A 24,387-nucleotide genomic window follows, 5' to 3' on the forward strand; every position below is an offset into this window, starting at 1 on the left:
CACCTCGTGTCTTGCGTCATCGAAGTTCACACGCATGCTTTGTTGCGTGACTTACCAAGCCTAGTCACTTATGACGATAGTGCATCATGACTGCACTGTTTAACCCGACCTGCCGGAGTGATCGATTTTTTCAACCGGCTCGACCCTCTCAACTTTCTCTACCTTCTCGACCTTTTCAACTTTCTCTACCTTCTCGACTTTTTCTGGCCGTTCAACTTTCTCGACTTTCTCCGGGCGTTCGACCTTTTCGACTTTCTCTACCTTTTCCACCCGCTCGACTTTGTCGGGTTGCTCGACCCTCTCGATACGCTCCGACTTGCCGGACTTGTCCACGCTATCTATCTTGTCGCCACCGCCATGACTGTCATTGCCCCCGTGGCGAGTATCGTCGACAACGCTGCCTTCGCTCTCGGAGCGGCCGCTCCTGTCACTGCCCGAGCTGCCGGAGTTGCCGGAGTTGCCGGAGCTATTGGAGCTGCCGGAGCTATCGGAGCCGCTCGAGTTGCTCGAGCCACTTGAGTCGTCGGTGTTTTGCTCGCTGGTGCCGGGTCGTCCGTGCCGGTTGCCGGCTGGCGAATCGGAGCGCTCGCGGGGCAATTCGATACGCGTTGCCTGCACGTCTCGCGCGCCGGTGAACACGCCGTTGATCCGCACACGTCGATCCAGCGCCAGTTCCGAAGCCTGCACACCGACAAACACGGTGTCGCGCGCCAGCGTCACATTAAAGCCACCGACCACTAAACGGTGGTCCTGCCGGCCCTGTACCAGGCCCTCGATCACCGCATTGTGTGCCCGGCCAATGAAAGGCAGGCTCGGGTCGGGGCGGCTTTGGGTCACGTCCAGCTCGCGGCCGGACCACTGGCCGCGCACCAGCATTTCCTGCGCCGGGCCTGAATGATTGCTGAGTTTGAGCCCCTGGAGATAGCCGCTGCGATCCACCGAGCCGATGGCACTGGCCTCCTTGAGGTCGGGCGCCCGGTCGATGCGGCTGGCCACCACTTCGCCACGAGCATCGCGCAGCCCGCTGACCCGTACGGGATCACCCAGGCGCAGACCGGGAGCGACTTGAGCACCGTTGGCCAGGCGTACCGGTTGCCCCATGACGCGCATGGGCATGGAAGCGCGCGGCAGGGCTGTCAAAGGACCTTCGTAGGCGTGCAGAATAGAAATGCGCCCGGCCTCCAGACCTCGCCGGGAGTTGAACGCTTCCACGGCAACCACCTGGCCTACCGCCAGGTGGGTGCTGGTGGTGGCAATGCCGTTCTCGCTGACAGGGACGTTGTTGTTGAAGTGCACTTCCACGCCATTGATGCAGATCGAGGCGAACCCGGTGATGGTGCCGACAATGCCGGTGCCACCGATCCCGCCGTTGTCGCTTTCACTGCCGATGCCCGTGCCACCCACGCCGCCTGCAACGGCACCGGTGCCGCCAATGCCGCCAGGGCGCTTTTTCAGCGGTGCGCCGGTACCGCCGATCCCGCCGTTGTCGGTGTCGATGCCGGTACCGCCCATGCCGCCAGGCGCTGCGCCCGTGCCGCCGGTACCGCCCGGCGCCTGGATGACTGGCACTGCGCTGGTGCCCGCGTCATTCTGGCTGACACAGGCTGGGGCGGCTTGCAGCACAATCGGAAGCCCGAGGCCCAGAGTGAGGGCGATTGCACGAATCAGGCGCAAATTGACAGTCATGGCTTAGGGGCCGTTGGTGAATCGGGATCGGAAGCTTCAGTGTAGAAGTACAATCCGACCGTGATGCGCTGGCGTGGTTCAAGGCTGGGCAGGTCCCGGAATTCCAGTTCGGCGGCGAGCCGGTTGAAGCTCAACAGGGCCTGCATTCCCTCGCTGGCCACGGCCTCGCGCAACGCCTCGACGCTCATCGGCGCCAGTGCGTCATAGTGCACGCTGCGTTCAAAAAAGGCCGGGCCTTCGCTACTCAGGTTGTGTACCGCAGCGCAGGCATGATCGTGCAGGTTATGCCCCAGGTAAGCCGCTTTCTCATCGAAGCCCTTTTGTGGCACGAAGGCCTGGGCTTCAAGATGCACACGCTCTTGTTCGTCGATGCGCACGACCCCCAGGCGCAGCCACTCGTCCAACACCACCCGCGCCCTGATATCGGTGCTGACCTTCGCCACCAAGGCGTCGAAAGAGCGGTCGCCGCCGACACTCGCCAATCGAGGCAGCGGCTGTGGCTGGCCGGCGTCGTTGCAGAAGGGCGCGCTGGCCCAGGCGTTGACCAGTTGCGCACCGAACGTGATGTTTTCCGGAAGTGTGGAAGCAGCCGGGTCGCCGGTGTTGCGCAAGCGCCGTACATCCTTGCGATGCACGCCGGTGAGCAGGCTGATGCGGCTGTCGGTCGGTGCCTTCTCGCCCAGGCGGAACTCACGGTCCGCCACTTCGACGAAAATCTCCTTGAGCAGGTCGGCAAACACCAGGTAGGTGACGCCTTTGCGCAGCATCAGGCGCACCAGCGGCTGCATGACATGCCGCAAGGCTTTGAGGAGCGAGGTGGGCAGCGTCGACGATTGCATTCAGCGAATTCCTGGATAGATAACCCCAGTATAGCCATGTGGGAAATAATCCCATGAACCCACGCACGTATTTTTGCCGCGCCTCATGCAAAACCGGTCCCCAGGGTTTTGCATGACGCCGCAAAACGCTTCAGATCCGGCTGTTGTCGTCGTCGGGTTCACCGCCGACATGGACACCGCGGTCGTCACCAGGCTCACCACCGACGTGGACGCCGCGGTCGTCACCAGGCTCACCACCGGCGTGGACGCCGCGGTCATCACCCGGCTCACCGCCAACGTGGACACCGTGGTCATCACCAGGCTCACCGCCAACATGGACGCCGTGGTCGTCACCGGCTTCGCCGCGAGCGTGGTTGCCGTGGTCGTCACCCGCCTCTGCATGGGTACCACCGCGACCGGAGTTCGAGGCTCCAGAACCGGCATGGCCCGAATTCCCATGGTCGCTGCCGCTGTGACCACTGTTGCCGCCGCTCCCACTATTGCCACCATGGCCACTGTTGCCACCGTTCCCACTATTGCCACCATGACCGCCACCGCTACCGCTGTTGCCGCCGTGACCGCCACCGCTACCACCATTGCCGCCACCGCCGCCGCTTCCACCACCACCACCACCACCACCACCACCACCATCCTTGGCATAGGCACTCGATTCATGGGAAACGGAATCCGGTACCAAAACCATGGAAGCCGAAAGGACGCCGCCAATTGCCAGCGCCAGCAATCCTCTCTTGAAAAGCAGGTAATTGTTCATCGTGCATTCTCCTGGTGATTTACCGCGAGCAGTGTCAACGCAATACGCGTTGCAATCCGGGAGCGGCATTGGAGCAATCCGTCTGACTTACAGTTTCTCCTGAATTCTACGCGTGGGATTTTTTCCCACACAACGAAGTTAGCCCTTTCTGGCTCAGGGTCAACCGGCGCAGGAGAAAGCCGACCGACGGCTGGGGACACGGACACGGACACGGATGGGGATGGAGATGGAGATGGAGATGGAGATGGAGATGGAGATGGGAGGGTTGCCCATGCGGGGGTGACATGGGCTTGGCTTTTGGCGTGCTTCGTCGATAGCTACCCCGGTACCGAGGATTTTTGCGCACCGGCATTGCCCGCCCTGCCGGAGACTGCCAGTGCCACGCAACAAGCCAGTAACGAGAATGCGGCGAATGCGCCCATCACATGCAGGTAAGGCAACACGTGATTCCAGGCTCGAGCCACCCCCAGGAAAGCGGCGAATAGCCAACCGCTCATGGAAAGCGCACCCAACAAGGCGAGCCGCGTGCGGCCTGCACTGCGCAGTGCGACGAATGGAGCCTTTTGCAGCAGCGGGAAGCCGACTCGATGCAATAATGCACCGTTGAGGCTAAGCAGCGCGACGACAGTCACCTTGGCCCAGAGTTTCTGATTGAGCAGATACGCGTCGCCTTCACTGAGGTAACCCTGAAGCACCAGCAACAGTCCGCTTGCCCAAAGGGCCAGCAGTGCGAGGCTGACGATCTTCTGGGTTTCATCAAGGTACTCAAGCCTCGCCTGGTCCAGTATTTCCTTGCGCCAACTCCAAAGCTTGTGATCCGCCTGCAACACCCTCCCCAGGGCAATACACGTAGCGAGCAGATGACCGTACACGAGAAGCATTTTGAGCATTGCCTTGACCTTATTATTGTTTTGGCGCTGCGTTCCCTGCTTCGCTGAATTGAAATCGAATGATACAAATTAGCAATTGCATTTACAAGACGAGCTTTCGTTCAAATAGTTGGGCGATCTGCTGGTGGGAATCACCCTTCTGCCAGCGATCCCACTGACGTGCCGGTTTTCCTGAACAAGCGGATTTAATGGGTTATGTCCGGCACGACAAAGCGTGCCGGCCACTTCCATTACCGGTATTTACTTTTTAATGGACACAATCGTTGCTTTTCCACCCTCAACTCGAAAAGAAAACGATACACGGTCTCCAAGCGTCAGCCCTGACAGCTGATCTTCCGTCACTGAAAAGGCCATGGTCATCGGCGGCCATTGCACGGCGGGAACAGCGCCATGGGCGAGGGTCACCGTATGCTTCGCAGGATCGATAGCCTTGATCGTACCCTCGGCACTGGCGACTGGAACTTGCTTCGACTCCTGCTTCATTTCCATACCTTCCATACTGTCCATTTTCATGCCCGGCATGTCCTCTGCCAGGGCAGAAAAAGACAGCGTAACTACGGTGCTCGCAACTGCAATCAGGGTCAGTTTCATACGATTTTTCCTTGAGGTGTGGTGAGTACAACCTGGAGGTGACGGCGGCGCATCAGGCGATACGCTGCCGGAATGACAAACAGGGACAGCAAGGGTGCCGTGATCATGCCGCCAACCATGGGCGCGGCGATGCGGCTCATGACTTCGCTGCCGGTGCCGCTGCCCAACAGGATGGGTAACAGACCGGCAATGATCACGGCCACGGTCATGGCCTTGGGTCGAACGCGCTGCACGGCGCCTTCACGAATGGCCGCAACCAGCCCGTGCTCAGTGCTGTCGCCGAGGTCTTCACGTTCGGCCCAGGCGTTCTTCAGGTACAACAACATGATCACGCCAAATTCGGCAGACACTCCGGCCAAGGCGATAAAACCGACCCCGGTGGCGACTGACAGGTTGAATCCCAACAGATAGAGGAACCATGCCCCGCCAGTCAGTGCGAACGGCAGAGTGGCCATGATCAGCAAAGCCTCGTCGAAGCGGGCAAAAGTCAGGTAGAGCAGCACGAAGATAATCAACAGCGTGGCCGGCACCACCAGCTTGAGTCGAGCGTTGGCTCTTTCGAGAAATTCGAACTGTCCCGAGTAGCTCAGGCTCATGCCGGGCTGCAACTTGACCTGCTCGCTGACGACCCGGCGCAGATCGGCGACCACCGAGGCAATGTCCCGGCCACGTACGTCGATGTATACCCAACCAGAGGGCCGTGCATTCTCGCTCTTGAGCATCGGCGGACCGTCGCTGACCTTGACCTTCGCCACCGTGCCAAGGGTGATCTGACTACCCAGCGGGGTGTAGATCGGTAGTTGCTCCAAGGCGCCGAGCGAGTCGCGCCACTCACGTGGATAACGTACGTTGATCGGGAAACGTGCAAGCCCTTCAATGGTCTCGCCGACATTTTCACCGCCGATAGCGCCAGCGACAATGGACTGCACATCGGCGATATTCAGCCCGTAACGAGCGGCGGCTTTACGGTCGATATCCACGTCGATATAGCGGCCGCCGGTCAGTCGCTCGGCCAGCGCCGAACTGACACCGGGCACGTCCTTGGCCACTCGCTCGACCGCCTGGGTGACCGCATCGATTTCCGCCAGATTGGTGCCGGCAACTTTCACGCCGATCGGGCTCTTTATACCCGTCGCCAGCATGTCGATACGGTTGCGAATCGGCGGTATCCAGATGTTTGTCAAGCCGGGAACGCGCACCACGCGATCCAGTTCTTCCACCAACTTTTCCTGAGTCATGCCTGCGCGCCATTGTTCATGTGGCTTGAACTGAATGGTGGTTTCGAACATTTCCAGCGGTGCGGGGTCGGTGGCGGTTTCGGCACGACCAGCCTTACCGAAAACGTGTTCAACTTCTGGCACGGTCTTGATCAGGCGGTCCGTCTGTTGCAGCAGTTGCGCGGCTTTCTGCGCAGACAATCCTGGCAGAGCTGAAGGCATATAGAGCAGGTCGCCCTCGTCCAACGGCGGGAGAAACTCACCACCCAAGCGCGACAATGGCCATAGCGCACTGACAAAAACCAATAGCGCCACCAGCAGAGTGATCTTTGGTCGACGCAAGACCGTGTCCAGAGCCGGCTGATAGATCCGGATCAACCACCGGTTCAATGGGTTCTGTTGTTCGCTGGGAATTCGCCCCCGAATCCAGTAGCCCATCAGCACTGGCACCAGGGTCACTGACAATCCCGCCGCTGCGGCCATGGCGTAGGTCTTGGTGAAAGCCAATGGGCCGAACAGTCGCCCTTCTTGCGCTTCCAGGGTGAACACCGGAATGAACGACAGGGTGATGATCAACAGGCAGAAGAACAGCGCTGGTCCCACTTCAGCTGCGGCTTCGGTCATCACGTGCCAATGACGTTCACCCTTCAGTTCCTCTCCAGGATTGGCCACGTGCCACGCTTCAATCTTCTTGTGGGCGTTCTCGATCATCACCACGGCGGCATCGACCATGGCGCCGATGGCGATGGCGATCCCGCCCAGGGACATGATGTTGGCGTTGATGCCTTGGTAGCGCATGACGATGAAGGCAATCAGCACCCCCACCGGCAGCGAAATGATCGCCACCAGCGATGAGCGCAAGTGCCAGAGAAAGATCCCGCAGACCAACGCGACGACAATGAACTCTTCGATGAGTTTGTGGCTGAGGTTTTCCACCGCGCGATCGATCAGCTTGCTGCGATCGTAGGTGGTGACGATTTCCACCCCGGCCGGCAAACTGCTTTTAAGTTCGTCGAGCTTGGTCTTGACCGCTGCAATGGTCTCGCGAGCATTCTTGCCGCTGCGCAAAATCACCACGCCACCGACCGTCTCACCCTCGCCGTCGAGCTCGGTGATGCCACGGCGCATTTCCGGTCCCGACTGGATCGTGGCGACATCGCCAAGGGTCACCGGCACACTACCCGCACCCAACTTGAGTGGAATCGCCCGAAAGTCATTGAGCGTCTTCAAGTAACCGGAAGCCCGCACGATGAACTCGGTCTCAGCCATCTCCAGCACCGCGCCACCGGTTTCCTGATTGGCCTTGCCGATGGCCTCGGTCACCTCAGCCTGAGTGATACCGAGGCTGGCCAGTTTCAGCGGATCCAGCTGCACCTGGTACTGCTTGACCATCCCGCCGACCGTCGCCACCTCTGCGACGTTGGGCAGCGTCTTGAGTTCAAACTTGAGGAACCAGTCCTGAAGTGCGCGAAGCTGCGCCAAATCGTGTCCACCGCGGCGATCCACCAGTGCGTACTGGTAAATCCAGCCCACCCCCGTCGCATCGGGCCCCAACGCTGGCTTGGCGCTGGCCGGCAACCGACTCTGCACCTGGCTCAGGTACTCCAACACCCGCGAGCGAGCCCAATACAAGTCAGTGCCGTCTTCAAACAGCACGTAGACAAAGCTGTCACCGAAGAAGGAATAACCACGCACGGTCTTGGCGCCCGGCACCGAGAGCATGGTGGTGGCCAACGGATAGGTCACCTGGTTCTCGACAATCTGCGGCGCTTGTCCTGCATAAGGGGTGCGGATAATCACCTGCACATCGGAGAGGTCTGGCAGCGCATCGATGGGCGTGCTCTGCACCGACCAAATGCCCCAAGCGGTGACGAACAGTGTCGCCAGTAGCACCAGGAACCGGTTGGCCACCGACCAACGAATGAGGGCAGCAATCATGGCTGGCTCCCCGATTTGGTCAGGCGCTCGACTCGCAAGCCATCGTCGGTCTGGCTCACCGCGACCCGAACCCTGTCTCCCGTTTTTAGGCCCTGCATCAGCGCCGGACTGGCGAGAGGGAACGTCATCGTCATGCCAGGCATGCCCAGTGTCTTGAAGGGACCGTGGGCGAGCGTGACGTCTTTGTCGTTGATCTCTACGATCTGCCCATCCGCCTCATGCAAACTGGCGGCTGCTCCACTGGGTGGCGACTCTTCCTCTGTGCGAGCAACAATGCCCTTGAGACTGGCCTCGGAATCGAGGAGGAACTGGCCAGACGTAACCACCTTCTGGCCTTCTTCCAGACCTTTCAAAATCGCCGTCTTGCCATCGCTTTCCTGCCCGGGTTGCACCTCCACCGGGCGGTAGCGACCGGCGTCTTCGGCGAGCATCACCAGGGCACGTCGGCCAGTGCGAATCACCGCTTCGCTCGGCACCCACAACACACTTTGCTCAGTTGCACGGTTCAGGCGGACCTGCGCCGTCAAACCTGGTCTCAGGCGCCCGTCCGGATTGGGTAGCTCGACACGTACGCGAAGGGTGCGACTGTCCGGATTGGTTTCAGGCAAAATCGCGCTGACCTTGCCACTGAGCGTTGCCCCTGGAAAGGCTGGCAAGCGCGCTTCGACTGCCTGCCCCACGGTGATAGCTCCGGCATCCGATTCCGGAACGGCCACAGCGAGCCAGACACTGCTCAAGCCAATGACACGCGCCAGAGTCTCGCCAGCCGACACGGTCATACCCGCACGTACGTTCAACTCTTGCAGCACGCCGCTGATGGGGCTGGTGAGGGTCAGGTTCGGCTGGACTTTGCCACTGCGCTCTACCTGGATGATCAGCGCAACCGGCATCCCTGTGAGCCTCAGTCGCTGGCGGGCCGCAGCCAACAGGTCGGCATCACCGTTGCGCTTGAGTGCAAGGAACTCTGTCTGGGCGGCCGCCCACTCCGGCACCAGGATATCCGCCAATGCCGCGTTGGCTTTAAGCACATCACCGGGTGCATGGGCATAGACCCGCTCCACAAAGCCCGGGGTGCGTGCCTGAATCACCGCGACATCCCGTTCGTTGAACGCCAGGACACCTGTCACGTCGAGGCTGGACTCAAAGTTTCCACGAGTGACAGTCGCAAAACGCAGACCAAGATTCTGGGTCAGACTCGGATCGATCCTGACGCTCGCACGATCCCCGACGCCGCTGGCGTATTGGGGGACCAGTTGCATGTCCATAAAGGGGGACTTACCCGGTTTATCGAACTTTTGCTGCGGGTACATGGGGTCGTACCAATACAGAGCCTTGCGTTCATCCGGTGAATTGGGGCTCTGCTGCGGGGCGGTACTGGGTACTCCGCTCATGCGCTGGGGAGCCAGCCAGTAACCACCGGCAACACCCAATGCCAGCGAGAGGCCAACCAGCCATGCCCCGTTCCATTTTGTAAGGTTCATTGGCCGGACTCCCCATAAGCAAAAAACAGACGCGCACTGGACAGCGCTCGCTGCTCTTCCACGTCGATCTGTTTGAGGCGGGCTTCGATGAGTTCACGTCGGGCGGTAACAACGGCGTTTAAATCGCCTTTGCCGGCACGGTAGCTGGCCATGCTGAGTTCGACCTTTTCCCTGGCCAGCGGCAGCAGGCTTTCCTGGTTGCGGCTTACCGCACGATTCAGGCGCTCATAGTCAGCCAGTTCGTTTTCCAGTTGCTGACTGTGCTCGCGTGACAGGGCTTCGCGCTCAGCCTCAAGCTGACTGAGCTCAGCCTGTTTGGCTGCGATTTTCGGGTTTTGCCGGGAGTCAGGAAACAGCGGCAAGTCCCAGGAAAACTGCACGCTGACCATATCGCCAAACTCACGGCCACGGTGCTGGTAATCCAGTTCCCAGCTCCAGTCCGACTGTTTTTCCGACACGGCTTCACGAACCTTGGCTTGCGCTTCGCGGGTCATCGGCGCAAATGCTGCCAACTCGGGGTGGTGTTGCAGTTTATGGGCGTAGCTTGAGGGATCGACAGGCCACTCCGGCAAGCTGCCCACAGGCTTATCGTTGGCGGCGGAGCCAATCCAGCGTTTGAGGGCCGCTCGGGCCTGCGCTCTCTGGAGAACCAGATCGTCCTGCTGCTCCGCCAGTTGAGCCGCTTCTTGCTTGGGCGTTACCGCATCGGCGGGTTGAGCGCGGCCACCGGCAATCTGGGCCCGGACGGTATCGGTCAGCAGGCGGTTTTCTTTGTAGAAGTCCTGGAACAGCGCATCTTTGCGCTCAACCGAGTAGCTGCTGATCCAGGCCAACGCCGTGGACTGGCGTACCTTCAGGCGTTCGACCCGACGCTCTGCCGCAGCTCGATCAACGGCCGCATCGGCGACTTCAATGCGCGCTTTGCGCTTGTCGCTGTTGGGCATCTCTTGCCTGACCCCGACCATTTGCATGGTCATGAAGTCGTCGTTGATGCTCCAGCGATCCGGGCCGCCGATGGGGTAGTTCTGCACACCTGCCAGCAACTTGGGGTCAGGTAATTCACCCGCTGGAATAGCCGCACTGCTGGCAGCTTGAATCTTTGCATCTTGTGCGGTCAGCGACGGTGCATTGTTTTCAGCCAGCCGCAGCGCTTCATCGAGTGTCAATGCGGCAGCGAAGCTCGGCAATGCCAGTACGCTTGCCGCCAGACCGGCCACGAGGGACCAACCTGTGCAATAGCACTTGGAGTTCATGTTTACGATTCCTGTGATCATCCACTGCACGCGTCAAAAAGACAGGCGCGCAGCCAGTCCATCCCGCTAATGCGGAATGAGGCTCAATGTTGGACAGGAATCAAACCCGAGGCGGTCGCCATACCCCGGACGGGGTTTGTACGGGCAGGGAATCGCTGGAGAAGGAAACCACTACGGGGCTGAACAAGGTTACAGGAGGCTTGAGGATCGAGACTTGCAGCATGCCGCCCGTCTTGCATTCCTGGCCTGGCTTGCAGGGTTTGCCATGCTCTGTCGGGCTTTTCATGTCGTTGCAGCAGTCCATCCCCATGTCGTCCATCATCACCATGCCCATCGTCTTCATCGGGCACGGTTCTGTGGGCGCCTGGACACCTGCCATCCCGCTGAGAGGAAGCGCCAGGCTAATCACGAAAATGAGGCAAAACCGCAGATAGCGTTTCATGGGCCGGAGTGTAGTCGCTGCAAATGGCTCTTACAATTGGATGCTTGCTCTCAGCAGCCTGCCGAAGGCCCTGATTCAGGCGATATCACCGTATCTGAATTAAGCCAGCATTATCGCGACGTCTGCCAAACTTGCATCCGGGCATCCCCTTGTCGATTTCGCAGCGTCTCGTTCGACTACCTGTCAGGGAATGACGCAGGGGATCGCCGTCATTGCAGGCGATCGCTGGATGAGCACTTTCACCAGGATCAACCAGGAGAACAGCATGCGCACACTGACCGTTGCCGCGTTCGTGAGTCTGGACGGCGTCATGCAGGCGCCCGGCGGGCCTGAGGAGGACTCCAGTGGCGGATTTCGCTTCGGTGGCTGGATCGTGCCCTACGCCGACAAAACCACCGGCCAGGCCGTACAGGACCTGTTCTCACAGCCATTCGAGTTGCTGCTGGGGCGTCGTACCTACGACATCTTCGCCGCCTATTGGCCGCGCATTCAGGCCGACTCATCCAACCACGCCATTGCTGATCTGTTCAACGGCGTCCCCAAGCATGTGGCCACCCATCGCGCCGACTCGCTGGCCTGGCACAACAGTCATGCGCTGGAGGGCAACCTGGTCGACGCGATCAGCGCGCTCAAGCGCCAGGACGGTCCTCAGCTACTGACCCAAGGCAGCGGCGATCTGGTGCGCCAATTGCTTGCCGCCGGCCTGGTGGACGAGTTACGGCTGATGATTCATCCCATCCTGCTGGGGCGCGGCAAGCGCTTGTTCGACGACAACGCACAACCGTCGGCCTTCACCCTGGTGAATTCGATCAGCTCACCCGGAGGGGTGCTGATCGCCCGCTACATCCGCAGCGGCGAAGTGCGCACAGGTTCGTTCGAGGGCGTCAGGCAGCGATAGATTACAAAACCCTTGATTTGACCAGGATCTGCGCACCAAGGATCGAAAAGTCATCGCGGTCGATTGCACGGAGCAACTCAATCACAGACTGCCAAGGACCGCGTGGCGCCCACAAAAAATCTATGGTCGCCCCCATTTTTGCAATACTGATTAACGGGTGGTGTGGCTGGCTTGCTTAAATCTATCCGGCGTCTGTTTGGGGCATGCCCCAGCGCCACGATGAGAATCGCGCCTGACGATCCTAAAAAGCCCATCGGCTTCTTAAAGCCGATTTTTATGCCAGGATCTTCGCCAGGCCGGTAGGCCGTTCACGTCATCTGTTGTTCAGCTATCGCAAAACCTGAAGGGTGAATCGTGGTACTGCAACAACCGCAGGGTCAGGCGTTCAAGGCGTCTGCCCCTGCTTCATATTGCGTATGGTGAGTCGCGATCGCCCAGGCGATACGCGCCAGTTTGTTAGCGAGGGCACAGGCCACGACATTCGAATGTCGTCGACTGAGCAAGGCTCGTACCCAGTCAGCCAAGGCCCCTTTTTGGTGATCCAGCCTCTGCATATAGACCCTGGAACATTGCACCAACAGTTGTCGCAGGTGCTTGTCACCCCGCTTGCTGATCCCGAGCAAATTCGCCTTACCACCCGTACTGTACTGCCTGGGCACCAGTCCCACTGAGGCGGCAAAATCGCGACTGCGTCGGTACTGCTTAGCATCGCCCATCTCCACAGCCAGCAGGCTGGCGGTGATCGGGCCGACACACGGCATGCTCAGTAAACGACTACCTAGATCATCGTCGGCCAGTTGGCTCGCCAGCTCTTTGTCCAGCGCCTTGATTTGCTCATCCAGGTAGACGAAGTGATCGTGCAGACGTTGCAACAACACCGTCAAACGAACGGGAAACTCATGCCCAGCCAAAACAACTGCTAGACGCTTCATGATGGCCAAGCCTCTGGGCAAGCTGACGCCAAACTCCAGTAGAAAACCGTGCATCTGATTAGCCGTTTTTGTGCGGTCATGCACCAACGATTCGCGCATCCGATGCAGAACAGACAGGGTTTGCTGGGACTCGGTCTTAGGCGTCACAAAGCGCATAGATGGACGGGAAGCCGCTTCACAGATCGCTTCAGCATCGACGAAATCATTTTTGTTGCCCTTGACGAAGGGCTTAACGAACTGCGGGGAAATCAGCTTGGCCGTGTGTCCCATTGCCGCTAGCTGACGAGCAACAAAATGCGCCCCCGCACAGGCTTCCATCACCACGATACAACTCGGCACGTTGCCGAAAAGCTGCATCATCTGCGCCCGAGAGAGCTTCTTGCGAAACACCTCGCGGCCTGATTTATCCTGGCCGTGAAGGTGGAAATTATGTTTGCCGAGATCGATACCGATCAGTGCTGACTGGATCATGATGATGGCCTCCGAAAACAAAACACCCTGCGAAAGCGTAGCCCTCGCAGGGTGTGGGGGTGACCATCTCATTAGCCCACTGACCGGAGCGGGTTCAGTGGGCTTTTCGCATCAGGCTGATACTGGCTCACTGTTGCAGGATAAAAGTCGCCAGGCTTTTCAGGTCGTCCGGGCTCAACTGCGCGAAAGGCGGCATGGGCACATCCCCCCACTTCCCGCTGCCGCCGTGCTGGATGCTCGACATCAACCGGTCCATTGCCTGCGGGTCCTTGGCATATTTGGCCGCTACATCGTGATAGGCCGGGCCTACCACTTTATGATCGATCGCGTGGCAGGACAGGCAGGCGTTGTTCTGCAGCAAAGCCTTGGCGTCGACTTTTGCCCCAGCCACCGCCGGGGGTTGGGTCGCCGGGGCGTTCGAGGCCGCCTGAACATCGGCATCGCTCGCCTTCGCACTGCCGTAGGTCACCGCCAGGTAAGCACCGATCACATTCACATCCTGGTCGCTGATCGGAGCGCCGTACACGTGCTGCATCTTGCCCGCTTCGGCGGTCCACTGCGCCAGGCTCATGCCCGGCGGCTGGAAGTTGATGTAGTCGGCCGAATGGCAGACGGAACACTTCTGCTGCGCCAATGCGTAGCCAGGCAGCGTGCTGGGCTTGAACACCGCCGTTTCAGGCGGCAGCGTGATCGATAGCGGCGCGGCGCCAGCCAGGGTCGCCAGACAAACCTGAGCCGCGCACAGCAAGGCGGTCATGCATTTCACAAGTTTCATGCTGCCCTCCTCAGGCGACGGTCACGTGGGTGGTTTCGACGACGTGGCGGCGGTAGCCAGCAGGGTTCCAGTCGGCTTGCAGCGGCTGCATCTCGCCAGCACTGTTGCTGGCTCGCACCATCAACTGAGTGGCGCCCTTGCTGGTAAAGCTGATCGGCAGTGTCCACTCACGGAAGGAGAAACGGCCAAGGTCCTGCCCGAGCGTGGATTCGCGCCAGGTTTTCCCGCCGTCGATCGACACCTCCACCTTGTTGACCCCAACGCCACCGTCGAACGCGATGCCCTTGAGCACCACGTTTTTGTTCAGCGGCAATACATCGCCGTGTTTAACGCTGGTGATGAAACTGCGCACCAGCAATTTGGAAATCGGCAGGGTTTTCGCCGCCGTGGTGCCGGGGGCAATACAGAAGCAATCGTTATCCGGAACCCGGTACCCCTTGGCCATGAAGAAACCGTCGTAGGTGTGGTCGACGACTTCAATCTCACTCAAGTGCTTGACCCAGTACGTGCCGAAATAGCCGGGCACCACCAGACGAATCGGGTAACCGTTGAGAAATGGTAGGTCGGTGCCATTCATCGACCAGGCGATCATCGGCTCACCGTCCATGGCATGGCTGATGTCCAGCGCCTTGATGTACTCCGGCGTGCTCGGCAGCACCGGTTTATCGAGCCCTCGGAAAGTCACTTGCCGGGCCTCGGCTTTCACACCGGCCTTTTCCAGTACCGCCTTGAGCGGCACCCCCACCCAGCGCGCGTTGCCCATTGAGCCATTGCCCAGCTGAGCGCCGAACACGCGGGGCATCGAGAAGCCACGGCTGTTACCCGAACATTGATTCACGGCGACCACTTCCACCGGTTCGGCGAGGGCCTTGAGTTCGGCGAGGGACAATGACAGCGGCGTATCGACCGAGCCCTTGATCGTCAGGCGGTAGCTGTCCGAATCGATACTGGTCGGGATATTGGCCAGGTGGTAACGCACGAAAAAGGCGTCATTGGGCGTGATGGCCCCTTCGTTAAAGACAGAGAACGGCGTTTCCAGGTGCGGCGGGCGCGTGGTCACCAGGGTCAACGGGCGTTTTTGCGGGTATTGCACCAACGGGCGTGGGCCAGCGGCAAAGGTCACTTCTTCGGCGTTTTCGTCGGCTGCCCTAGCGAGGCTTGCCAACGGCGAGGCCGCCACAGCCAAAGTGAATGCATCGCGTAAAACCCGCCGGCGGCTCGGCTGGTTGCTGTCTACGAAACTGAACTTCATTCTGCGCTCTCTCTGATTGTTTTATTGAGATGCAACTGACAGTCCCCCATCAGAGTAGTGAGGCAGGACTTCATGTGCCAATGCGGTTTCGCTTTACGGTTCGAGGTCGGTAAACAAACCAGTATCGTCACGTGCAAGCGGGTTGCTTCACATTAAGCGTCAGTGACTTGGCAATTGATGACAGGGGCTGCCGAAGCGTGCGGCATAGAGAGCAATGCTGTTCAGTTAAGCGAATGTGGTCCTCTGTAGGAGCGAGCTTGCTCGCGATGGTCGATAACGATAACGCGTGTGAACCGGATAAACGCGGCGTACTTGAGTCCATCGCCAGCAAGCTGGCTCCTACAGTTTCCCGGGATTGCGTGAAAAACCCAAAAAAAGCCCACTGACCGTCGCCGGTTCAGTGGGCTTTTTCACATCAGGCTAAAACCGCCCTCGCCTGCTACTGCGGATCTACCTGATCCAGCACGCGGTTCACCGATAGTTCCGCCAAGGCAATCATCTGTTGAACCCCCAGCGCCAAATTGCATTTAGGGCCGTTGAGGATAAACGCCAGTTCACTTGCCATGACACTGGCCGAGGCAAGGGTTTCACAGGCGTGAACCAGGAGGGTTTCGTTGTTGACGTTGGGGGCGATGGTGAAGATTGGGTTGGGACGGCGCTTGGCCATTTGGGGCTTGCGAGATGTGGACTCGGAATCGACGTCTATCTGCGCGTCCGTATCAGGGGGATTCGGAGTTGGTTTTATCATTGTGAAGCTCCTATGAAGTGAGCATCTCTCCATTCGCTACCACGCAAGATAGGGAGACGGCTGTACACAGGGTGGTAGACCGGTCATAGAAACCCGGCAGGCCGAAGCCTCCCATGCACAGCCGCCACAAAGCAGCCAGCACAAAAAAACGCCCTGAGGCGTTCTGGGTCTATGAAGAAACCGGGCTACCACACCCGTTCGCTGAATTGGCAGCGACGGGGCGAAGGTTAGCGAGGCGGGTTATGAAGTGCAACCCTAGTTAGCTGGTAAAGACGCATAGCAAAGCGCTAGCCTAGCTTCTCGCAAACACTCTTCACTGACACCAAATACAAAAAAGCCCACTGACCGTCGCCGGTTCAGTGGGCTTTTTTTGATCCGGTCTCTAATTACAGAGCCATATCACTCGCAGCATTAGCCTTCGGTGCCTTCACAGCAGTGTCGACAGTCACTGGCGTCACAGCCGGTGCGATCACCGCGGGTGGCGGAGTCAGTTCCAGCACCTTGGCGGTGTAGGCCCACTCTTCAGCAACCTTCTCAGGGCTGGCGTTCAGCTGGGTGCCGTAGCTCGGTACGATCTGGTGCAGTTTTGCCTGCCACTCAGGGGTCGCGACCTTGTCCTTGAACACTTTCTGCAGCACGGCCAGCATGATCGGTGCGGCGGTCGATGCGCCTGGGGAGGCGCCCAGCAGGCCGGCGATGGTGCCGTCTTGCGAAGCGACGATTTCGGTGCCCAGTTTCAGCACGCCACCGGCGGCTTCATCACGCTTGATGATCTGCACGCGCTGGCCGGCTTGCCACAGGCGCCAGTCTTCGGCCTTGGCGTTCGGGAAGTATTCCTTCAGGGCGTTCATGCGGTCTTCGTCAGACAGCATCAGCTGGCCTGCCAGGTACTCGACCAGCGGGTATTCCTTGATGCCGACCTTGGTCATTGGCCACACGTTGTGCGTGGTCGTGGTGGTCAGCAGGTCCAGGTACGAACCTTCTTTCAGGAACTTGGTGCTGAAGGTCGCGAACGGGCCAAACAGGATCACGCGCTTGCCGTCCAGCACGCGGGTGTCCAGGTGTGGAACCGACATCGGCGGAGCGCCAACGGAGGCTTTGCCGTAGGCCTTGGCCAGGTGTTGCTCGGCGATGGTCGGGTTCTCGGTCACCAGGAACGAGCCGCCTACCGGGAAGCCTGCGTATTCCTTGGCTTCAGGAATGCCGGACTTCTGCAGCAGGTGCAGGGCACCGCCGCCGGCGCCGATGAACACGAACTTGGCGTCGGTTTCGGTCTTGCTGCCGTCTTTGAGGTTCTTGTAGCTGACACGCCAGCTGCCGTCTTCGTTCTTGGTGATGTCCTGCACTTCGCTGGACAGCTTCAAGTCGAACTTCGGCGTGGTTTGCAGGTGCGCAACGAACTGGCGCGTGATTTCGCCGAAGTTCATGTCGGTGCCGAGCGGGCTCCAGGTGGCCGCGATCTTCTGGTTCGGGTCACGCCCTTCCATCATCAGCGGCACCCACTGCTTGATCACAGCCGGGTCTTCGGAATACTGCATGCCGGCGAACAGCGGGCTCGCCTGCAGGGCTTCGTAGCGCTTTTTCAGGAACTTGATGTTGTCATCGCCCCACACGAAGCTCATGTGCGGAGTGGAGTTGATGAACGAACGCGGGTTCTTCAGCACGCCTTGCTGAACCTGCCAGGCCCAGAACTGACGGGAGATCTGGAACGCTTCGTTGATTTCAACGGCCTTCGGGATCGAGACCTTGCCGTTCTCGTCTTCCGGGGTGTAGTTCAGCTCGGCCAAGGCGGAGTGACCGGTACCGGCGTTGTTCCAGCCGTTGGAGCTTTCCTGGGCAACGCCGTCGAGGCGCTCGACCATTTCCATCGACATGCCAGGTTCCAGCTCATTGAGCCACACACCCAGGGTCGCGCTCATGATGCCGCCGCCGATCAGCAGCACATCGACTTTCTTTGCCTCTTGCGCGTGGACGGAAGACATCCCCATCGACAAAGCCAACCCCAGCAGGGCCGTGTTCACTTTCTTAAACATCTGTTGCACCTATGATAAAACGCCATCCGCCCTTCCATCCTCACGCGCACAGCCCCATGTTTCACGGCAGTCACGGGTGCGGCACTCAAGGATTGCAGGGTGGGCACACAAGGCCGATGAACCGCATCGACCCCAGTTTAATGTCCCTTCTGAACTGACTTTTTATCTTTATTGGCTTCAGCTACTTGAGCGACAGTGATTCCGTCGGCACGTCTTGCGGACATGCAAACTGAATAGGTCAAACCAAGTTGGCGCGCAGAATATCACGACAAGGCTTACCCGCGCGTCTGTTCCCGACCGGTTAGTCCGGGCCCGGGCGCCCGGCCTTCTATACTCATCCTGTTTTTCTCAACGAGTTTGTGAGCAACAGCCATGAGCGATAGGAACAGTCATGAGCGATAGGAGAAGTCATGAGCGACAAAGACGATCTGCGCAAATACTCCTCTCAAGTGATCGACGGCGTGGAGGCCGCTCCGGCACGCGCCATGTTGCGGGCCGTGGGCTTTACCGATGCAGACTTCACCAAGCCGCAGATCGGCATCGCCTCGACCTGGGCCATGGTCACGCCCTGCAACATGCACATCGACAAGCTCGCGCTCGAAGCCGAAAAAGGCGCGAATGCCGCCGGTGCCAAGGGCGTGATCTTCAACACCATCACCATTTCCGACGGCATCGCCAACGGCACCGAAGGCATGAAGTATTCGCTGGTGTCCCGCGAGGTGATCGCCGACTCCATCGAAGTGGTCACCGGTTGTGAGGGTTTCGACGGCCTGGTGACCATCGGCGGCTGCGACAAGAACATGCCGGGCTGCCTGATCGGCATGGCGCGGCTGAATCGCCCGTCGATCTTTGTCTATGGCGGCACCATCCAGCCGGGCGCCGGCCACACCGACATCATTTCCGTGTTCGAGGCCGTGGGCCAGCACGCGCGGGGCGATATCAGCGAGATCCAGGTCAAGCAGATCGAGGAAGTGGCGATTCCCGGCCCCGGTTCCTGTGGCGGCATGTACACCGCCAACACCATGGCCTCGGCCATTGAAGCATTGGGCATGAGCCTGCCCGGCTCCAGCTCCCAAGAGGCCATTGGCGGTGACAAGGCCTCGGACAGTTTCCGCGCCGGCCAGCAGGTGATGGAGCTGCTCAAGCTCGACCTCAAGCCTCGCGACATCATGACTCGCAAAGCCTTCGAGAACGCCATTCGCGTGGTGATCGCCCTCGCCGGCTCGACCAACGCCGTGCTGCACCTGCTGGCCATGGCCAATGCGGTGGATGTCGAACTGACCCTGGATGACTTCGTCGAGCTGGGCAAGGTCTCCCCGGTGGTCGCCGACCTGCGCCCCAGCGGTAAATACATGATGAGCGAACTGGTGGCCATCGGCGGCATTCAACCGCTGATGAAGCGCATGCTCGATGCCGGCATGCTGCACGGCGATGTGCTGACCGTCACCGGCCAGACCCTGGCGCAAAACCTGGCCAGCGTGCCCGACTACCCGGCCGGCCAGGACGTGATCCGGCCGTTCGACCAGCCGATCAAAAAGGACTCCCACCTGGTCATTCTGCGCGGCAACCTCTCGCCCACCGGCGCCGTGGCCAAGATCACCGGCAAGGAAGGCCTGCGCTTCGAAGGCACGGCCCGGGTCTATCACGGCGAGGAAGGTGCGCTGGCCGGCATTCTCAATGGCGAGGTTCAGCCCGGCGAAGTGATCGTGATCCGCTACGAAGGGCCCAAGGGCGGCCCGGGCATGCGCGAAATGCTCTCGCCGACGTCGGCGGTCATGGGCAAAGGCCTAGGCAAGGAGGTGGCGCTGATCACCGACGGGCGTTTTTCCGGTGGCTCCCACGGGTTTGTGGTCGGGCATATCACGCCGGAGGCCTTTGAAGGCGGGCCGATTGCGCTGGTCGAGAATGGCGACAGGATCATCATCGATGCGCAAACCCGGCAGATCACGGTGGATGTCTCCGATGCCGTGCTGGCCGAGCGCAAGACGCGCTGGGTGCGGCCGCCATCCAAGTACACGCGCGGGGTGCTGGCCAAGTATGCGAAGACGGTGTCCAGTGCTTCGGAGGGGGCTGTGACGGATAAGTATCTTTAGGCTGCTGGCCCAGCGTTGTCTGGGCTATTGCCATCTGCCCGATCACCTTGCAGTCGTAATCGCTTGCTTTTGCGCCATGCCGCGCAAGGACACCAGCAACAAGCTGGCAAACGCACCGGCAACCGCAATAGCCATGTCCTTCTGCGAATCCCACGGATCGTTTTGCGCGCCGACGAAGGCGTTCGCCGTGTCATTACCCAGGAAAGCACCGCCGATCCATTCCACCAGTTCATACACGGCGGAGGTCGACAGCATGATGTTCAGGGTCACGAAAAACAGCCAGAACCCGCGCAGCGACGTCAGGCGCCACAGCACTTCGCGCACCGGATAAGCCAGCAGCAGCCCGTAGCTCAGATGCACCAGGCGGTCGTAGTGATTGCGGTGAACACCAGGCGCCCGGTCGAAACTGAATCCCAACCACGCCGAAGACCAATGATCGTAAGGCACCAGGGAATAGGTGTAATGGGCGCCCAATTCATGCACGCACAAAAACGCAAACACCAGCGTGATGGACATCGCCGACAAACGGAACCGACGAGAAACCGCGACCAACGTCCCCACCAGCAACAGCACCAGCAGGTTTTCCAGCGCCCAGTCCACCCGGCTGCGGGGAGAAAAACCCGACACCACGACAATCACCAGGAATACCAAGAGCAATGTCAGGTCGTGCCGTAAACGTTGGTTCGGCTGCATGACTGGAATACCTCGAAGTCAGGACATCGCCCTTTTAACTTCGAGGCAAGGCCGCCAGGCAAGTTCGCTTTTTTCCTCCAATGCATGCTAGGTTGTACGATGACTGATGAATTATCGTCCAGTCGTCGCGCTATCCCTACAACAACAAGGAAACACCCATGAAAAAAGCAAAAGTGCTGATTGGTTTTCTGTGCCTGTTCAGTGGCTACGTCGCCGCCACCCCGGCTGCCGCGGACAAGGACGTGGCCCAGGCGGTCGACCACCTGACCCAGGCCATGCTGCACAAAGACATCCCGGAACTGAACGCCTTGACCGCCGAGAACCTGACCTACGGGCATTCCAGCGGCAAGATCCAGGACAAGCAGGCCTTCATCGCCGACATCGAAACCGGCAAAAGTGCCTTCAAGACCCTGGAGATGCAAAACCAGACCATTACCGTCTCCGGCGATGTCGCACTGGTCCGTCACCACTTCTCGGCGCAAGCGCTCAAAGGCACTGAAGTGGTGCCAACGGAAATCGAAAACTTCCAGATCTGGCAAAAGCAGGACGGTAAATGGCTGTTGGTAGGGCGTCAGGCGTTCAAGTTCTGATGCATTGGTAAAACCACCAGCGTACCTGTGGGAGCGAGCTTGCTCCCACAGGGTTCCGGGTGAATCAACTACCTTTCCACTCCCTGGGGCTCAGCCCGGTCTTGCGCCGAAACGCCCGGGCCAGTGCCGAAGGGCTTTCGTAACCGACTTCCTCGGCGATCAGCGCAATCGGCCGGCCCTCGCGCAGGCGTTTCTGCGCCAGGCTGATGCGCCAGCTCACCAGATAATCCACCGGCGTCTGCCCGACCACCCGGCGAAAGTGCTCGGCGAAACTGGCCCGCGACATGTTGGCGGCGACCGACAGTTCGGCCACGCTCCAGGCCTTGGCCGGGGTTTGATGCATCAGACTCAGGGGCCGCGCCAGGCGCGCATCGGCGAGGCCGGCCATCATGCCCGGTTGCTGGCCCGTGGTGCTCAGGATGTGCCGCAGCAACAGAATCACCAGCAGCTCGAACAGGCGATCCATCACCGCTTCGCGCCCGCAGGTACCGTCGAACGCCTCGTTGAACAGCCATTCCAGGGTCCCGGCCAACGTCGGGATTTCATCGAGCTTGAGTACCAGGTAATCCGGCAGCGCCGCCGCCAGGGCATTGCCCGCACCGCCGTCGAAATCCAGGGTCGCGCACACCAGTTGCGTGCCGGACGCTTCAGACGCAAACAGGCGATGTCGATAGGGCCGGGGGAAAAAGATCAGGCTCGGTTCGGTCAGTTGCAGGTCCGGCTGATCGCCCAATTTCAGCAGCAACTCGCCCGCCTGAAGCAGGTGCAAATGACCGCTGGCCTGCTGGCCATCGTAGGCGGCGGTGCCGCAAAACGTGCCGCTATGGAAAGTGCCGGCATTGACGCCGAAGTGTGTGAGCAACGTGGACAAGCGATCCATGGCAAGGCTCCCGACGGCAGTTCTGGACGATCTGTCGCATATCGTCGACGATTTGCACCCAACAAGCCAGATCCAATCCCTAACATCAGCTCCGTACCTAGCGCATTCCGCGCCTCACACCACGGAGTATCACCATGACCCGCATTGCCCCGATCAGCCTGGAACACGCCACCGACGCCACTCGCCCACTGCTGGAAGGCGTGCAGAAGAAAATCGGCTTTCTGCCCAACCTCTTCAAAGTATTGGCCCACGCCCCAGCGGTGTTGGCCTCGTACCTGCAAAACTCCGCCGCACTTGGCAAGACGTCCCTGAGCGCCACGGAAAAAGAAGCGGTGTTCCTTGCCACTTCGCAGGTCAACGGCTGCGACTACTGCCTGGCGGCTCACACGCTGTTCGCCGGCAAGGCCGGGCTGTCGAAGCAGGACATCCTCAGCGCACGACACGGCGAGCTTAACGCTATCGCCGCCCTCGCCCGCCAGATCACCGAAAGCCGTGGCCACCTGACCGTCGAGCAGCTCGCCGCGGCCCGTGCTGCCGGCATTGATGACGGCAAGATCATCGAAGTGATCGCCCATGTGGCTTCGCAGACGCTGACCAACTACCTGAACAACGCAGCGCTGACCGACATCGACTTCCCGGCCATCGACGCCTGAACCCGTCTAGCGTAAATCCTGTCTGAAACAACCTGTCGGAGCGAACCGAAACCTGTGGGAGCGGGCTTGCTCGCGAAGGCGGTGTGTCAGTCCACATCATAGGTGTCTGATACGCCGCTTTCGCGAGCAAGCCCGCTCCCACAATGATTTTGCTCAAGTGACAGAGGTGTGCATGACGTCTCTGTCAGGTATTGGTTTTCAGCTTGGTCCACAGCCGCGTGCTCAACCGTGCGATAGCCGCGGGCAAGTCCTCTACGGTGAACAGCTTGTCCATCACGCTTTTCGGCGGATAAATCGCCAGGTCCTGCTTCACCGCCGGGTCAACATAGGCATCCGCCGCACTGTTGGGGTTGGCGTAATGGATGCTGTTGCTGATGTTGGCAATCACCTTCGGCTCCAGCAGGTAGTTCATGTAGGCGTAGCCGTTCTTCTCATGCGGCGCGCTCTTGGGCATGACCACCATGTCCATCCACAAGGTGGAACCTTCGTCCGGGATCGAATAGGCAATATCGATCCCGTTTTTCGCCTCCCTGGCGCTGGCGGCGGCCTGCACGATGTCGCCGTTAAAACCGATCACCGCGCAGACGTTACCGTTGGCCAGGTCGCTGATGTACTTGGACGCATGGAAATACTGGACGTAAGGCCGGATCTTCAGCAGCGCCTGCTCGGCTTTCTTGTAATCGGCCGGTTCGTGGCTGTGAGGCGGCAAGCCCAGGTAATTGAGGGTGATCGGCAGGATCTGCGTCGGGTTGTCGATGATCGCCACGCCACACTCGCTGAGCTTCTTGATGTTGTTCTCGTCGAAGAACAGGCTCCAGGAACGGGTGACATCGGTGTTGCCGAAGATCGCCTTGATCTTCTCGACGTTGTAACCGATGCCCGCCGTGCCCCACATGTACGGATAGCCGTACTGGTTGCCCGGGTCGTTGACTTCAAGCTTTTTCATCAGCGCCGGGTCGAGGTTTTTCCAGTTGGGCAACTGGCTCCTGTCGAGTTTCTGGATGGCCCCGGCCTTGATCAGGCGCGACAGGAAGTGGTTCGACGGGCTGACCACGTCATACCCGGTGTTGCCGGTCATCAGCTTCGATTCCAGCACTTCGTTGCTGTCGTGGATGTCGTAGGTCGCCTTGATCCCGGTGTCCTTGTTGAAGTTGACCAAGGTGTCGTCGGCGATATAGCCGTTCCAGTTGGAAATGTTGACGGTTTCGTCGGCATAAGTCGCGGCGGAAAAGGTCGAGATCAGGGCCACAAGGGAAAGCGTATTGACGCGCATGTTGAATC

General features: G+C 59.8%; 21 protein-coding genes. 4 read left to right on the plus strand and 17 right to left on the minus strand.

The genetic code is table 11. The features are described 5' to 3' along the window. Window positions 1–99: 99 nt before the first annotated feature. The 9 genes from AC3ITY_RS20360 to AC3ITY_RS20400 form a co-directional block, all read right to left on the minus strand. Window positions 100–1,686: a DUF5666 domain-containing protein gene (locus tag AC3ITY_RS20360; RefSeq protein ID WP_489304572.1), complete on the minus strand. Its 1,587-nt coding sequence runs from the start codon at window positions 1,684–1,686 to the stop codon at window positions 100–102. Then, entirely contained in the window at window positions 1,683–2,525 is an 843-nt protein-coding gene (locus tag AC3ITY_RS20365; protein ID WP_489304573.1) for a DUF6502 family protein, read from the minus strand. Before AC3ITY_RS20365 ends, AC3ITY_RS20360 begins: the two co-directional genes overlap by 4 nt. Before the next feature lie 130 nt (window positions 2,526–2,655). Beyond that, window positions 2,656–3,276: a hypothetical protein gene (locus tag AC3ITY_RS20370; protein ID WP_489304574.1), complete on the minus strand. Its 621-nt coding sequence runs from the start codon at window positions 3,274–3,276 to the stop codon at window positions 2,656–2,658. Between the two features lie 317 nt (window positions 3,277–3,593). Continuing rightward, window positions 3,594–4,166: a hypothetical protein gene (locus tag AC3ITY_RS20375; protein ID WP_489304575.1), complete on the minus strand. Its 573-nt coding sequence runs from the start codon at window positions 4,164–4,166 to the stop codon at window positions 3,594–3,596. Between the two features lie 240 nt (window positions 4,167–4,406). Next, window positions 4,407–4,757: a copper-binding protein gene (locus tag AC3ITY_RS20380; protein WP_489304576.1), complete on the minus strand. Its 351-nt coding sequence runs from the start codon at window positions 4,755–4,757 to the stop codon at window positions 4,407–4,409. Next, window positions 4,754–7,912 (minus strand): efflux RND transporter permease subunit, encoded by a 3,159-nt coding sequence (locus AC3ITY_RS20385; protein WP_489304577.1) that lies wholly within the window; start codon window positions 7,910–7,912, stop codon window positions 4,754–4,756. The genes AC3ITY_RS20380 and AC3ITY_RS20385 overlap by 4 nt, the downstream gene beginning before the upstream one ends. Further along, window positions 7,909–9,393: an efflux RND transporter periplasmic adaptor subunit gene (locus AC3ITY_RS20390; RefSeq protein ID WP_489304578.1), complete on the minus strand. Its 1,485-nt coding sequence runs from the start codon at window positions 9,391–9,393 to the stop codon at window positions 7,909–7,911. Before AC3ITY_RS20390 ends, AC3ITY_RS20385 begins: the two co-directional genes overlap by 4 nt. Continuing rightward, window positions 9,390–10,646 carry a TolC family protein gene (locus tag AC3ITY_RS20395; protein ID WP_489304579.1) on the minus strand — a complete coding sequence of 419 codons (1,257 nt, stop codon included), beginning with the start codon at window positions 10,644–10,646 and terminating at the stop codon, window positions 9,390–9,392. Before AC3ITY_RS20395 ends, AC3ITY_RS20390 begins: the two co-directional genes overlap by 4 nt. Before the next feature lie 100 nt (window positions 10,647–10,746). Further along, window positions 10,747–11,088 (minus strand): hypothetical protein, encoded by a 342-nt coding sequence (locus AC3ITY_RS20400; RefSeq protein WP_489304580.1) that lies wholly within the window; start codon window positions 11,086–11,088, stop codon window positions 10,747–10,749. 265 nt (window positions 11,089–11,353) lie between these two features. Between AC3ITY_RS20400 and AC3ITY_RS20405 the strand changes: the two genes are divergently transcribed. Beyond that, window positions 11,354–11,986, plus strand: coding sequence for a dihydrofolate reductase family protein (locus tag AC3ITY_RS20405; protein ID WP_489304581.1), 633 nt, complete (start codon window positions 11,354–11,356; stop codon window positions 11,984–11,986). Window positions 11,987–12,363: 377 nt separating this feature from the next. Here AC3ITY_RS20405 and AC3ITY_RS20410 read toward each other — a convergent pair whose 3' ends face one another. The 5 genes from AC3ITY_RS20410 to mqo form a co-directional block, all read right to left on the minus strand. Then, window positions 12,364–13,389, minus strand: coding sequence for an IS110 family RNA-guided transposase (locus AC3ITY_RS20410; RefSeq protein ID WP_477788767.1), 1,026 nt, complete (start codon window positions 13,387–13,389; stop codon window positions 12,364–12,366). A gap of 127 nt (window positions 13,390–13,516) precedes the next feature. Then, on the minus strand, window positions 13,517–14,164 hold the full coding sequence (gene sorB / locus AC3ITY_RS20415) for a SorB family sulfite dehydrogenase c-type cytochrome subunit (RefSeq protein WP_489304582.1): 648 nt from the start codon (window positions 14,162–14,164) through the stop codon (window positions 13,517–13,519). A 10-nt stretch (window positions 14,165–14,174) separates the two neighbouring features. Next, entirely contained in the window at window positions 14,175–15,416 is a 1,242-nt protein-coding gene (gene sorA, locus AC3ITY_RS20420; RefSeq protein ID WP_489304583.1) for a SorA family sulfite dehydrogenase catalytic subunit, read from the minus strand. Window positions 15,417–15,855: 439 nt separating this feature from the next. Continuing rightward, window positions 15,856–16,164 carry a DUF6124 family protein gene (locus AC3ITY_RS20425; protein ID WP_489304584.1) on the minus strand — a complete coding sequence of 103 codons (309 nt, stop codon included), beginning with the start codon at window positions 16,162–16,164 and terminating at the stop codon, window positions 15,856–15,858. Window positions 16,165–16,550: 386 nt separating this feature from the next. Continuing rightward, window positions 16,551–18,197, minus strand: coding sequence for a malate dehydrogenase (quinone) (mqo, locus tag AC3ITY_RS20430; RefSeq protein ID WP_489304585.1), 1,647 nt, complete (start codon window positions 18,195–18,197; stop codon window positions 16,551–16,553). Window positions 18,198–18,607: 410 nt separating this feature from the next. Between mqo and ilvD the strand changes: the two genes are divergently transcribed. Next, window positions 18,608–20,290 (plus strand): dihydroxy-acid dehydratase, encoded by a 1,683-nt coding sequence (gene ilvD / locus AC3ITY_RS20435; protein ID WP_489304586.1) that lies wholly within the window; start codon window positions 18,608–18,610, stop codon window positions 20,288–20,290. A 42-nt stretch (window positions 20,291–20,332) separates the two neighbouring features. Here ilvD and AC3ITY_RS20440 read toward each other — a convergent pair whose 3' ends face one another. Next, window positions 20,333–20,983 (minus strand): DUF2238 domain-containing protein, encoded by a 651-nt coding sequence (locus tag AC3ITY_RS20440; protein ID WP_489304587.1) that lies wholly within the window; start codon window positions 20,981–20,983, stop codon window positions 20,333–20,335. A gap of 158 nt (window positions 20,984–21,141) precedes the next feature. On the opposite strand from AC3ITY_RS20440, the gene AC3ITY_RS20445 reads away from it, so the two are divergent. Next, entirely contained in the window at window positions 21,142–21,573 is a 432-nt protein-coding gene (locus AC3ITY_RS20445) for a nuclear transport factor 2 family protein (protein WP_223515445.1), read from the plus strand. 64 nt (window positions 21,574–21,637) lie between these two features. Here AC3ITY_RS20445 and AC3ITY_RS20450 read toward each other — a convergent pair whose 3' ends face one another. Continuing rightward, entirely contained in the window at window positions 21,638–22,453 is an 816-nt protein-coding gene (locus AC3ITY_RS20450) for an AraC family transcriptional regulator (protein ID WP_223456060.1), read from the minus strand. Window positions 22,454–22,587: 134 nt separating this feature from the next. Here AC3ITY_RS20450 and AC3ITY_RS20455 point away from each other — a divergent pair, with 134 nt between their 5' ends. Then, a complete protein-coding gene (locus tag AC3ITY_RS20455; RefSeq protein WP_489304588.1) occupies window positions 22,588–23,106 on the plus strand; it encodes a carboxymuconolactone decarboxylase family protein in 519 nt (172 codons plus the stop codon). Between the two features lie 184 nt (window positions 23,107–23,290). Here the strand turns inward: AC3ITY_RS20455 and AC3ITY_RS20460 are convergent, their stop codons facing one another. Then, window positions 23,291–24,379 carry a polyamine ABC transporter substrate-binding protein gene (locus AC3ITY_RS20460; protein WP_489304589.1) on the minus strand — a complete coding sequence of 363 codons (1,089 nt, stop codon included), beginning with the start codon at window positions 24,377–24,379 and terminating at the stop codon, window positions 23,291–23,293. Between the last annotated feature and the right edge of the window lie 8 nt (window positions 24,380–24,387).

The sequence above is a fragment of the Pseudomonas sp. GL_091 genome, from assembly GCF_057837725.1.